10 protein-coding genes are annotated in these 11,910 nt (G+C 58.9%); 9 read left to right on the top strand and 1 reads right to left on the bottom strand.

The genetic code is table 11. From position 1 onward, the window contains the following. Positions 1–141 precede the first annotated feature (141 nt). The 4 genes from M0974_RS01945 to accC all read left to right on the top strand — a co-directional run bounded on the left by M0974_RS01945 (position 142) and on the right by accC (position 4,365). On the top strand, positions 142–1,929 hold the full coding sequence (locus M0974_RS01945) for a protein-disulfide reductase DsbD (RefSeq protein WP_297831984.1): 1,788 nt from the start codon (positions 142–144) through the stop codon (positions 1,927–1,929). A 127-nt stretch (positions 1,930–2,056) separates the two neighbouring features. Next, positions 2,057–2,512, top strand: a complete 456-nt coding sequence (gene aroQ, locus M0974_RS01940; protein WP_297831981.1) for a type II 3-dehydroquinate dehydratase — start codon at positions 2,057–2,059, stop codon at positions 2,510–2,512. A 24-nt stretch (positions 2,513–2,536) separates the two neighbouring features. Further along, positions 2,537–2,989, top strand: a complete 453-nt coding sequence (accB, locus tag M0974_RS01935; protein WP_297831979.1) for an acetyl-CoA carboxylase biotin carboxyl carrier protein — start codon at positions 2,537–2,539, stop codon at positions 2,987–2,989. 17 nt (positions 2,990–3,006) lie between these two features. Next, entirely contained in the window at positions 3,007–4,365 is a 1,359-nt protein-coding gene (gene accC / locus M0974_RS01930; RefSeq protein WP_297831976.1) for an acetyl-CoA carboxylase biotin carboxylase subunit, read from the top strand. 69 nt (positions 4,366–4,434) lie between these two features. On the opposite strand, the gene M0974_RS01925 is transcribed toward accC, so the two are convergent. Then, on the bottom strand, positions 4,435–6,333 hold the full coding sequence (locus M0974_RS01925) for a sigma-54-dependent Fis family transcriptional regulator (RefSeq protein ID WP_297831974.1): 1,899 nt from the start codon (positions 6,331–6,333) through the stop codon (positions 4,435–4,437). 279 nt (positions 6,334–6,612) lie between these two features. Here M0974_RS01925 and M0974_RS01920 point away from each other — a divergent pair, with 279 nt between their 5' ends. The 5 genes from M0974_RS01920 to M0974_RS01900 all read left to right on the top strand — a co-directional run. After that, positions 6,613–7,671 (top strand): NAD(+)/NADH kinase, encoded by a 1,059-nt coding sequence (locus M0974_RS01920; RefSeq protein ID WP_297831971.1) that lies wholly within the window; start codon positions 6,613–6,615, stop codon positions 7,669–7,671. 21 nt (positions 7,672–7,692) lie between these two features. Next, on the top strand, positions 7,693–8,670 hold the full coding sequence (locus tag M0974_RS01915) for a thiamine pyrophosphate-dependent dehydrogenase E1 component subunit alpha (protein ID WP_297831968.1): 978 nt from the start codon (positions 7,693–7,695) through the stop codon (positions 8,668–8,670). Between the two features lie 35 nt (positions 8,671–8,705). After that, the gene (locus M0974_RS01910) at positions 8,706–9,725 is read left to right on the top strand and encodes an alpha-ketoacid dehydrogenase subunit beta (protein ID WP_297831965.1); all 1,020 of its coding nucleotides are present in this window, start codon (positions 8,706–8,708) and stop codon (positions 9,723–9,725) included. After that, complete coding sequence (locus tag M0974_RS01905; protein WP_297831962.1) at positions 9,722–10,828, top strand: acetoin dehydrogenase dihydrolipoyllysine-residue acetyltransferase subunit; 1,107 nt, start codon at positions 9,722–9,724, stop codon at positions 10,826–10,828. The genes M0974_RS01910 and M0974_RS01905 overlap by 4 nt, the downstream gene beginning before the upstream one ends. 96 nt (positions 10,829–10,924) lie before the next feature. After that, positions 10,925–11,910 (top strand): 2,3-butanediol dehydrogenase (locus M0974_RS01900; RefSeq protein ID WP_297831987.1); only part of this gene is annotated, 986 nt, incomplete at its 3' end.

The raw sequence follows: 11,910 nt of genomic DNA, 5'->3' as shown, positions 1-11,910 counted from the left end.
TTGCCTTCCCGAATAAATTCGGTCCCACAGGTCATTTTGAGTCGCATCAAGCATCCCCGAAACGCGCCCTTACAACTCCCGCCGCAGCACGACGGTAAACAGTCCGCTATCATGCGCGGACTTTCGACATGCGAGACCGCCATGCGCCGCCTGCTTTGCCTGTTACTGCTGATCCTCGCCCTGCCCGCAGTCGGCGCGAGCTTGTTGGACAATCGCCCCAGTAGCACGCTGGGTTCGGGGTCACTGAACAACAGCAGTGATTTCTTGCCGGTGCATGAAGCATTTCGCCTGAACCTGATATCCGTCACACCCCAATCGATCAAGTTACGCTTTGTTCCCACCGAAGGTTATTACCTCTACCGCCATCGCTTTCAGTTTCGCGCGGAGCCCGCCGACATTGCTCTGGGTCAGGCACAACTGCCCCCAGGCGAAAAGAAGCATGATGAGTATTTTGGCGACGTAGAGGTCTACCACGGCATTCTCGATGTTGATATACCGCGCGCACCCGGCGATAACCGCCCGTTCACGCTCGCGGTTACCTATCAAGGCTGCGCAGACAAAGGCTTGTGCTATCCGCCCGAAACCGAACGACTGGCCATTGGCGATGTTGCAGCAGCAACGTCCGCTTTGCCAGCCACCGCCCCCAGCCGAAACGTCTGGAACTGGAAAGAACTGGCCCTGTTTTTTCTCGCGGGCATCGGCCTGACATTTACCCCGTGCGTACTGCCCATGCTGCCGATCCTGTCCGGCGTGGTGTTGCGCGGGCAGATTGGCGGGCTGCGCGGGTTTAGCCTCTCACTGGCTTACGTGCTGCCGATGGCGCTATGTTTCGCCGTACTTGGCGCGTTAATGGGCATGTTCGGCGCGAGTTTGAATTTACAGGCACGCTTGCAATCAGCCTGGGTTCTGGTGCCGTTTTCGCTGTTCTTCGTGGTGTTCGCCCTAGCGATGTTCGACCTGTTTCAGGTGCGTTTGCCGCACTTCATCAGCAGCCACCTACACCGTGTCGCAGGTCGCACTGAAGGCGGATCGTTGTGGGGCGCAGCCGTTCTGGGCGTGGTCTCCAGCCTGCTGGTTTCGCCTTGCGTTTCCGCCCCGTTGGCGGGTGCACTGCTCTATATAAGTGCCAGCGGCGATGCACTGGGTGGCGCCCTAAAGCTATTTGCCCTCGGGCTCGGCATGGGCGCACCACTGCTGGTGGTCGCTACCGGTGGAGCCGCTTGGTTACCCAAAAGCGGGCCGTGGTTGGTGACGGTAAAAAACGTGATCGGCGTGCTACTGCTGGCGGTGGCCATTGGTCTGCTCAGCCGCGTTATTCCCGGTGAGATCACTTTGGTGCTGCTGGGGTTGCTATGGGCAGGCGTGGCGCTGTTCCTCGGCGCACTGGATTTCTCGCCCAAGACCCCTGCAGAGCGTCTGGCTCAGTTGCTGGGAATTTTCCTCCTGGCCTATGCCCTCGCCTGTTGGTACGGCGCGTTCAGCGGTCAGACAGATCCGCTCCGCCCCCTGGCAAGCACCCAGTCTGTTTCTTCAGCCAGTAACGGGCCAACAGTGAATCCCGACGCCTGGCAAACCATCAGCACCTCAGCCCAATTGGATCGAACACTCAGCGAAGCCAAGGCCGCCGGTCAGCCGGTATTAGTGGATTGGTACGCCGACTGGTGCATCAGTTGCAAAGTCATCGAACACGACGTGCTGCCAGACCCAGAAGTCAAACGCCAGCTCGCCGGCTACAAGCTGATACGTTTCGACATGACCGAGAGCACTGTCGAACAACGCGCGCTACTTGATCGCTACAAACTGTTCGGGCCCCCTGCGTTGCTGTTCTTCGGTAAAAACGGAACAGAGCAAGCCGACGTTCGGGTGGTCGGCGAAATCAATACAGCAGACTTTCTGAAACGCATCGCCAGGGCAAATGACCAGACCTGACAGATGAGTCATAAACTTCGCGCGAACATCGGTCATCGTGCTGGCTATTGCGGTTAACTAGACAGTCCACAACAGTTGCGGCATAGTCGCTCCGCATCGATCCCGCTCACACAACAAGGAACAACGGATGGCGACGCTACTGGTTCTCCACGGACCCAACTTGAATCTGCTCGGCACTCGCGAACCTGGCGTTTACGGCTCGGTAACCTTGGCACAGATCAATCAGGACCTGGAACAACGAGCCCGTCTTGGTGGCCATCATCTGCAGTACCTGCAAAGTAATGCCGAATACGAACTGATCGACCGTATCCATGCCGCACGCGACGAAGGTGTGGACTTCATTTTGATCAATCCAGCAGCTTTTACGCACACAAGCGTCGCATTACGTGACGCGCTGCTGGCTGTGAGCATCCCATTCATCGAAGTGCATCTCTCTAACGTGCACAAACGCGAACCTTTCCGCCATCACTCTTACTTCTCCGACGTTGCGGTGGGAGTGATCTGCGGCCTTGGCGCCAGCGGTTATCGACTGGCCCTGGAGGCCGCCCTGGAACAGCTTGAACAACAAGCTATACGCCCCTGACCGACCCTTGGGAGTTGACGATTCATGGATATCCGTAAAGTTAAAAAATTGATCGAATTGCTGGAAGAGTCCGGCATCGATGAACTCGAAATTCGTGAAGGCGAAGAATCCGTACGGATTAGCCGCCACAGCAAAACCCCGGCTCAGCAGTACTACGCTCCTGCACCAATGGCTGCCCCGGTAGCCGCGCCAGTGGCTGCTGCTCCAGTGGTTGCCGAAGCACCGGCTGCACCAAAACTCAACGGTACCGTGGTCAAGTCGCCTATGGTCGGTACGTTCTACCGTACCCCTGCACCGACTTCGCCAGCGTTCGTTGAAGTGGGTCAGACCATCAAGAAAGGCGACACCATCTGCATCGTCGAAGCCATGAAAATGATGAACCACATCCAGGCTGAAACAAGCGGTGTGATCGAATCCATTCTGGTAGAGAACGGTCAGCCGGTTGAGTACGACCAGCCGCTGTTCACCATCGTTTGAACCGCGGAGAGACAACGATGTTGAAACCTGCGAAGTTGGAAAAAGTTCTGATCGCCAACCGCGGTGAAATTGCCCTGCGGATCTTGCGTGCTTGCAAGGAAATGGGCATCAAAACCGTCGCAGTTTACTCGACTGCGGACAAAGAATTGATGCACTTGGGCCTGGCCGACGAAAGCGTTTGCATCGGCCCTGCGCCGGCAAACCTGTCGTACTTGCACATCCCGGCCATCATTGCGGCCGCTGAAGTGACCGGCGCTACCGCAATTCACCCAGGTTATGGCTTCTTGGCGGAAAACGCCGATTTCGCCGAACAGGTAGAAAAATCCGGCTTCGCCTTTATCGGCCCGACCGCTGACACCATCCGCCTCATGGGCGACAAGGTGTCTGCCAAGGACGCCATGAAGCGTGCAGGCGTGCCAACGGTTCCAGGCTCCGACGGCCCACTGCCAGAAGACGAAGAAATCGCATTGCACATCGGCCGTCAGGTCGGCTACCCCGTGATCATCAAAGCCGCTGGCGGTGGTGGTGGTCGTGGTATGCGCGAAGTGCACCGCGAAGAAGACCTGATCGAAGCAGCCAAACAGACCCGTGCTGAAGCGGCTGCCTGGTTCAGCAACCCGATGGTCTACCTGGAAAAATTCCTGACCAACCCACGTCACGTGGAAGTTCAGGTGTTGTCCGACGGCCAGGGTCACGCGATCCACTTGGGCGACCGTGACTGCTCGCTGCAACGTCGGCACCAGAAGGTACTGGAAGAAGCGCCAGCACCGGGCATCGACGAAAAAGCGCGCCAAGAAGTGTTCGCTCGCTGCGTCAAAGCCTGTATCGACATTGGTTACCGTGGCGCGGGTACGTTTGAGTTCCTGTACGAAAACGGTAACTTCTACTTCATCGAGATGAACACTCGTGTGCAAGTAGAACACCCGGTATCGGAAATGGTCACAGGGATCGACATCGTCAAGGAGATGCTCAGCATCGCCGCCGGTAACAAACTCTCGTACACCCAGGATGACGTTGTCATTCGCGGGCATGCGATTGAATGCCGGATCAACGCTGAAGACCCGAAGACTTTCCTGCCAAGCCCTGGCATGGTCAAGCATTTCCACGCGCCAGGCGGCAACGGCGTACGGGTCGACTCGCACCTCTACAGTGGCTACAAGGTTCCGCCGAACTACGATTCGTTGATCGGCAAACTGATTACGTGGGGCGCAACCCGCGACGAAGCCATGGCACGCATGCGTAACGCCCTGGACGAAATCGTGGTCGACGGGATCAAAACCAATATCCCGCTGCACCGTGACTTGACCCGCGATGAAGGCTTCTGCAAAGGCGGCGTCAATATCCACTACCTGGAACACAAACTGGCTAACGAATAACGACCCCGTTATTCAAGCAGTTCGTCACCCTGAAAAAAGCCTGGCCTCGCAGCCAGGTTTTTTTTGCCTCTAAATACGCTTTTTACCTGGCATGTCGATACCGTGCAGGTTGACTCGCCGGTACAGCGTCGCCCTCGATATCCCTAGCGCCTGCGCTGCATCTCCGGGTTTCCAGCGATGGCGGATGAGTGCATCCAGCAACAGCTGACGCGTTGGGCTGATGCAACCTTCGACCGCATTCGCCAACGAGTGCTCGGCAAGGTGTGCGCCACGGACGTCTTCCGGCAAGTCACTGAGTTGGATCGTCATGGCTGTCGAAACCGCACAGGCATAACGCAGAGCATGGCGCATTTGGCGGACATTCCCCGGCCAGGAATAACTGAGCAGGCACTCCAACGCCGACGCACTCAACCCCGTGCGACCGCCGCACAGCCGAGCCTCTTCTTCGAATAGCCGATTGAGCAAAGCCAGCCGGTCGCTGCGCTCGCGCAAAGGCGGCAGCTGGAATCGAGCACCGCTGAGACGAAAATACAGATCCTCGCGAAAATCACCGGCATCGACCATTGCCGTCAAATTGCGATGGGTCGCGCAAATCACCTGAATATCCACCGTCTGCCGACGCGCGCCACCCAGCGGTGCAACCTCACCTTCGGCCATGACCCGCAGCAAACGTGTCTGCAAACTCAATGGCATGTCGCCAATCTCGTCGAGAAACAACGTGCCACCGTCTGCCTGCTGTAACAGCCCACGCATGCCTTTGCTCGACGCCCCAGTAAACGCCCCGGCGACGTAGCCGAACAACTCGCTCTCGATCAGGCTTTCCGGTATGGCCGCGCAATTGAGCGCTACAAACGGCCTGTTTCGTCTGCCGCTAAGGTCATGCAACTGGCGGGCAAAGACCTCTTTGCCCGCACCCGTCTCACCCTGAATCAAAACAGGCAGGTTGCAATCCTTAACCCGTACCGCGAGTCGGAGGCTTTCGGCGATACGCGGATCAAGCTGATCGGCGGCACCGTCATCTGGCGGCAATGTTCGGAGTGCATGCGGCTTGCGCGGCGCGCTGAGTCGCACGTGCAATTCACCGTCATCACCTCCCCAGCGAAGCAATTGCGGCCTTTCTTTGGTCACTGCCTCCAAGGCGTCAGGACCAAATACCTCGTTGATATGCTCTGGTAAGCGACCGAAGCGCTCACGCAAAGCCTGTCGCGCCATGCTATTAAGAGCCAACAAACGCCCGTCGTTATCCAGGGCCAAGAGGTAATCAGGCTGACTGTCGACATACCCCGGCACACTGTGCGCACGCAACAACCAGTGCCCCTGAGCACTGTGCATGAAGAACGCATTCTCTATAACGCGTGCACTCTGCACGACCATTTGCCGGATCAAATGCTGACTGCGCCGGTCATCAGGCGACTGCAGCGCCGAAACGTCCAGCACCCCAAGCAATTCACCTTGAGGGTCGAATACCGGCGCCGCCGAGCAGGTCAACCCGATGAACGCTGCGCGAAAGTGATCACGCTTGTGAACCGTGACAGGCGTTTTGTCGGTAAGCACGGCAGCCACCCCACACGTCCCTTCTTCACCTTCCGACCAGCACGTTCCCAGGTATAAGCCTGCCTTGCGGCAATCGTTACGGATGCCCGACTCGACCCGATAGTCGATGGTCTGACCCTGCGCATCGGTCAGCAGCACACAATAATCGGCTTCACGAACCCGACCATGCAACCTGGCGACTTCCTCGCCGGCAATGTGCAGGAACAAATCGGACCGCTCTCGGCATTCCTTGAGCAAGGTGTGGGAAAGGATGCGCGGACCTTGCTGTGAAGCAGGGTCCAAATGATGTTGGTCCATCGAGCGACGCCAGGAGTCGAGAATCAACGCTGGCACTGGCGCTTGTGGCAAGCGATCGGCGTGCCTCAGCACACGGCTGACGCAGTCCACATGAGCTTTGGAGTTTGCGGCAAACATGGCCTCTCCACCTCTGGGCGTATTGTTGTTATGCGCGTTATTAAGCGCCGATTGTCCATACAGGACAACCCGTATGGACAATTGGCTCGGCTTGAGACGGAGCGTCTCAGCGTCTCCTCTAGACACCTGGCGATTTGGAACAAGGCGTCTCGTTCAGCCCTTTCGACACACCGCCAATGCCCTCGCGAAAACCGCTCTGCGACGGCCTTCTCAGTCCATATCCAGCAGGTTGGCACCGGCCTTGCTCTGACGACTACAAACAATAATCAGAGGTGTGCCATGACTGAACCCGCGCTGACCGTGGGGATCATCGCCAACCCGGCCTCGGGTCGCGATGTCCGCCGCCTGACGGCCAATGCTGACGTTTACTCAAGTACCGAGAAGGCCTCCGTGGTCCAGCGCCTGCTTGGCGCTTTCGGCGCCACCGGCATCGAACATGTCCTGCTTGCACCGGACATGACGGGCATTGCTGCTGCCGTGCTCAAGGCCAGCCAAGGGCGTAATGCCCGCGAAAGCCATTGGCCGCGCCTGACCTTTCTCGACATGCCTTTGCGCCAGACCGTCGAAGACACACGCCTGGCCGCCCGAATGATGGCTGAACGCGGCGTCGCACTGATCGCAGTCCTTGGCGGCGACGGGACACACAAAGCAGTGGCCGCCGAAGTCGGTGACATCCCGCTACTGACGCTTTCAACCGGCACCAACAACGCCTTCCCTGAATTGCGCGAAGCCACCAGCGCTGGTTTGGCCGGAGGGTTGTGCGCAAGCGGGCGGATTCCTGCCGATGTTGGCCTGCGACGCAACAAACGCCTGCTGGTTCGCGAGCCAGGGCGAGGAATTTGTGAATGGGCACTGGTGGATGTCGCGGTCTCGTCGCAACCCTTCATCGGTGCCCGTGCGATCAGCCGCGCCGAGGATTTGGCGGAGGTCTTCGTGACCTTTGCCGAGCCCCACGCCATCGGACTTTCTGCGCTGTGCGGCCTGTGGTGCCCGGTCTCGCGCCAATCGCCGCTGGGAGCCTGGATCCGCCTGAGCCCCGACGCCGACGAGGCTGTGCTAGTGCCGTTGGCACCCGGCTTACTGCAGGGTTGCGCCGTCAGCGACTGCGGTTCTATGCAGCCCGGCGTGGCGTATTCACTGAGCCTGGCCAGCGGCACGCTCGCGCTGGACGGTGAACGTGAAATCGAATTCAGCGCCTACGACCACCCCACCGTCACCCTCGATTCTTACGGCCCGATCAGCATCGATGTCGAAGCCGTTCTGGCCTACGCCGCACGCCATCGCCTGCTAGCGATTGGTCGCGAACACCCGCAACACCCCGCAAACCTTCTGTGTTGAGACACTCCTGGAGAACAAAAAATGTCCACTCACCTGTCCCAAGACCAACTGTTACATGCCTACAAAGTGATGCGGACCATTCGCGTCTTTGAAGAACGGCTGCATGTCGAGTTCGCCACTGGCGAGATTCCTGGCTTCGTCCACCTGTACGCCGGTGAAGAGGCCTCTGCTGCCGGGGTTATGGCCCACCTCACCGATGATGATTGCATCGCCTCCACCCACCGTGGCCATGGGCATTGCATCGCTAAAGGTGTCGATGTGTACGGCATGATGGCCGAGATCTATGGCAAGAAAACCGGTGTCTGTGGCGGCAAAGGCGGCTCGATGCACATCGCCGACCTGGAGAAAGGCATGCTCGGCGCTAACGGCATTGTCGGTGCGGGCGCGCCACTGGCTGCCGGTGCCGCACTGGCGGCCAAGCTTAAAGGCACGCAAGGGGTCGCCGTGGCCTTCTTTGGTGATGGCGGCTCGAACGAAGGTGCAGTCTTCGAAGCCATGAACCTTGCGTCGGTCTGGAATTTGCCCTGCCTGTTTATCGCCGAAAACATCGGTTATGCCGAGGCCACGGCCTCTGTGTGGTCGGTGGCCAGCGATCACATCGCTGATCGCGCAGCCGGTTTCGGCATGCCTGGCGTCACGGTGGATGGTTTTGACTTCTTCGCCGTCCACGAAGCGGCCGGTGCGGCCGTCGCCCGCGCTCGGGCTGGGGAAGGTCCATCGCTGATCGAGATGAAACTCACCCGTTACTACGGCCACTTCGAAGGTGACGCCCAAACCTACCGTGCGCCCGACGAGGTTAAAAACTTTCGCGACACCCGCGACTGCCTCCAACAGTTTCGCGAACGCAGCCTGAATGCCGGACTGCTGAAAGTCACGCAACTCGACCAGATCGATCAAGACGTCGAGCAACTGATCGAGGACGCCGTACGGCTGGCCAAGTCCGACCCCAAACCCCAAGCCAGCGATCTTCTGACCGACGTGTACGTGTCCTATCCCTGAGCCGACCTCACAACAAGAACAACAGGAGAACTATCATGGCGAGAAAAATCAGCTATCAGCAGGCAATCAACGAAGCGCTGGCGCAGGAAATGCGCCGCGACCCCACGGTATTCATCATGGGTGAAGACGTTGCCGGTGGAGCAGGCGCACCCGGAGAACAAGATGCCTGGGGCGGCGTACTCGGCGTCACCAAAGGCCTTTATCACGAATTTCCAGGGCGGGTGCTGGACACACCGCTGTCGGAACTGGGCTATGTCGGCGCAGCCATTGGTGCCGCCACCCAAGGCGTACGGCCAGTGTGCGAGCTAATGTTCGTCGACTTCGCCGGCTGCTGTCTGGATCAGATCCTCAACCAGGCAGCCAAATTTCGCTACATGTTCGGAGGCAAAGCGGTCACGCCGGTGGTGATTCGCACCATGTACGGCGCGGGCCTGCGGGCCGCCGCACAGCACTCACAAATGCTCACGTCTTTGTGGACGCACATCCCGGGGCTAAAAGTGGTCTGCCCCTCTTCACCTTATGACGCCAAGGGGTTGCTGATTCAGGCCATCCGCGACAACGACCCGGTGATTTTCTGCGAACACAAAATGCTCTACAGCATGCAGGGTGAAGTCCCGGAAGAGCTCTATACCGTGCCGTTTGGCGAAGCCAACTTCTTGCGCGACGGCGACGACGTGACCTTAGTGACCTACGGGCGCATGGTCCACCTGGCGCTGGAGGCGGCGAACAACCTTGCACGCCAAGGGATCTCCTGCGAAGTGTTGGACTTGCGCACCACCAGCCCACTGGACATAGACAGCATTCTGGAAAGCGTGGAGAAAACTGGCCGCCTGGTGGTGATCGACGAAGCCAATCCACGTTGTTCGGTGGCCACCGACATCTCGGCACTGGTGGCGCAAAAAGCGTTCTTCTCGCTACAGGCGCCCATCGAAATGGTCACCGCCCCACACACGCCCGTTCCGTTTTCCGATGCACTGGAAGACCTCTACATCCCTACCGCTGCAAAAATCGAAGCAGCGGTGCAGAAAATCTGCGAAGGGAGGAAAGCTGCATGAGCCAGATCCACACGCTAACGATGCCCAAGTGGGGGCTGTCGATGACTGAAGGTCGCGTCGACACGTGGCTCAAAGAAGAAGGCGCGCACATTGAAAAAGGCGATCAGGTGCTGGATGTCGAAACTGACAAGATTTCCAGCAGTGTCGAAACGCCGTTTTCCGGCGTGCTGCGGCGGCGGGTGGCGCAACAGGATGAAACCTTGTCCGTGGGCGCCCTGCTCGCCGTGGTAGTTGACGGTGATGCCAGCGATGCGGAAATCGACGCCGTGATCGAGCGCTTCCAGGCCGAGTTCGTACCGGGGGGCGATGCCGACGAGGACAGCGGTCCGGCGCCTCAGAAAATCCAGCTCGACGGTCGCACGCTGCGATTCTTCGACCGAGGCGAAGGTGGCGTGCCGTTGGTGTTGATTCACGGCTTTGGCGGGGACTTGAACAATTGGCTGTTCAACCACGACGCCCTGTCTGCCGAGCGACGCGTCATTGCCCTCGATTTGCCCGGCCATGGCGAATCAGGCAAAAGCCTGCAACGCGGCGACCTGGACGAACTGAGCCAGACCGTCTTGGGTCTGCTGGATCATTTAGATATCGAGACCGCGCACTTGGCCGGTCACTCGCTGGGCGGTGCCGTTGCCCTCAATACTGCTCGGCTTACGCCGCAGCGGGTGAAATCACTGAGTCTGATTGCCAGCGCCGGCCTTGGTCCGCAGATCAATGGTGACTACTTGCAGGGTTTCGTCGACGCAGCCAACCGCAATGCCTTGAAGCCACAACTGGTGCAGCTGTTTTCCGACCCGGCGCTGGTGAATCGGCAAATGCTTGAAGACATGCTCAAGTACAAACGGCTGGAAGGCGTCAATGCCGCCTTGCGCCTGTTGTCCAGCCAGTTATTTACCAATGGCCAGCAACAAACCGACTTGCGCGCCGTGGTCACCCGGCAACCGAGCCTGGTGATCTGGGGAGCGAACGACGCCATCATCCCCGCCGCCCACGCCCAAGGACTTGATGCGCAAGTAGAGGTGTTGGCGGGTCAAGGTCACATGGTGCAGATGGAAGCGGCGGAGCAGGTCAACCGCCTGATCCTCGGGTTCTTGCAGGGCCAATAAAATCATCGGCCCTGGCCTGCCCGACACTCGCCAGAGCCTCCACGCTGTCGTGAGGAGATAACAATAATGAACACTGCATTGAAAAGCACCGCCAGCATGCGCGCAGCGGTTTGGCATGGCCGTAACGATATCCGCGTAGAAGATGTGCCGCTGCCCTCTGAACCACCTGCTGACTGGGTGCAAATTCGGGTGGACTGGTGCGGCATTTGCGGTTCCGACCTGCATGAATACGTCGCTGGCCCGGTGTTCATTCCGGTGGATGTCCCGCACCCGATGACCGGCATTCAAGGCCAATGCATTCTCGGTCATGAGTTTTGTGGCGAGATCGTCAAGCTCGGCGCCAACGTTCAGGGTTTCGCCGTGGGCGACTTGATCACCGCCGATGCCTGCCAGCATTGCGGGACCTGCTACTACTGCACCCATGGTCTTTACAATATTTGTGAGCGACTGGCGTTTACCGGTCTGATGAACGACGGCGCCTTTGCCGAATGGGTCAATGTGCCCGCCAACCTTCTATACAAATTGCCGGCGGGCTTCCCCCAAGAGGCCGGCGCACTGATCGAACCCTTGGCGGTAGGCATGCACGCGGTCAAAAAAGCGGGAAGCCTACAGGGGCAAACCGTTGTGGTGGTGGGCGCCGGTACCATAGGGCTATGCACCATCATGTGCGCCAAAGCGGCCGGTGCCGAGCAGGTCATCGCGCTGGAAATGTCGTCGGCGCGCAAGGCCAAAGCGTTGGAAGTCGGCGCCACCCATGTCTTCGATCCTTCCGAGTGCGACGCGCTCGCCGAGGTGCGTGCGGTCACCCATGGTTTGGGCGCCGATGTGAGCTTCGAATGTATCGGCAATAAGCACACGGCCAAGATCGCCATCGATATGATTCGCAACGCTGGCAAGTGCGTGCTTGTGGGTATTTTCGAGGAACCCAGCGAGTTCAACTTCTTTGACTTGGTATCCACCGAAAAACAGGTCATGGGTTCTTTGGCCTACAACGGTGAATTCGCCGACGTTATCGCCCTCATCGCCGACGGCAGCTTGGATATAACACCATTGGTCACCGGACGCATTGGCCTGGAGAACAT

It is taken from the genome of Pseudomonas sp. (genome assembly GCF_026224925.1).
Lineage (GTDB): Bacteria > Pseudomonadota > Gammaproteobacteria > Pseudomonadales > Pseudomonadaceae > Aquipseudomonas.
Note: the sequence above shows the minus strand (reverse complement) of the source record. Positions and strands in the feature narration are given on the sequence as shown.

Coding starts and splice junctions, on each gene's coding strand:
- M0974_RS01945 (WP_297831984.1), top strand. CDS start 142: ATGCGCCGCCTGCTTTGCCTGTTACTGCTGATCCTCGCCCTGCCCGCA.
- aroQ (WP_297831981.1), top strand. CDS start 2,057: ATGGCGACGCTACTGGTTCTCCACGGACCCAACTTGAATCTGCTCGGC.
- M0974_RS01910 (WP_297831965.1), top strand. CDS start 8,706: ATGGCGAGAAAAATCAGCTATCAGCAGGCAATCAACGAAGCGCTGGCG.
- M0974_RS01920 (WP_297831971.1), top strand. CDS start 6,613: ATGACTGAACCCGCGCTGACCGTGGGGATCATCGCCAACCCGGCCTCG.
- M0974_RS01905 (WP_297831962.1), top strand. CDS start 9,722: ATGAGCCAGATCCACACGCTAACGATGCCCAAGTGGGGGCTGTCGATG.
- M0974_RS01925 (WP_297831974.1), bottom strand. CDS start 6,333: ATGTTTGCCGCAAACTCCAAAGCTCATGTGGACTGCGTCAGCCGTGTG.
- accC (WP_297831976.1), top strand. CDS start 3,007: ATGTTGAAACCTGCGAAGTTGGAAAAAGTTCTGATCGCCAACCGCGGT.
- M0974_RS01915 (WP_297831968.1), top strand. CDS start 7,693: ATGTCCACTCACCTGTCCCAAGACCAACTGTTACATGCCTACAAAGTG.
- accB (WP_297831979.1), top strand. CDS start 2,537: ATGGATATCCGTAAAGTTAAAAAATTGATCGAATTGCTGGAAGAGTCC.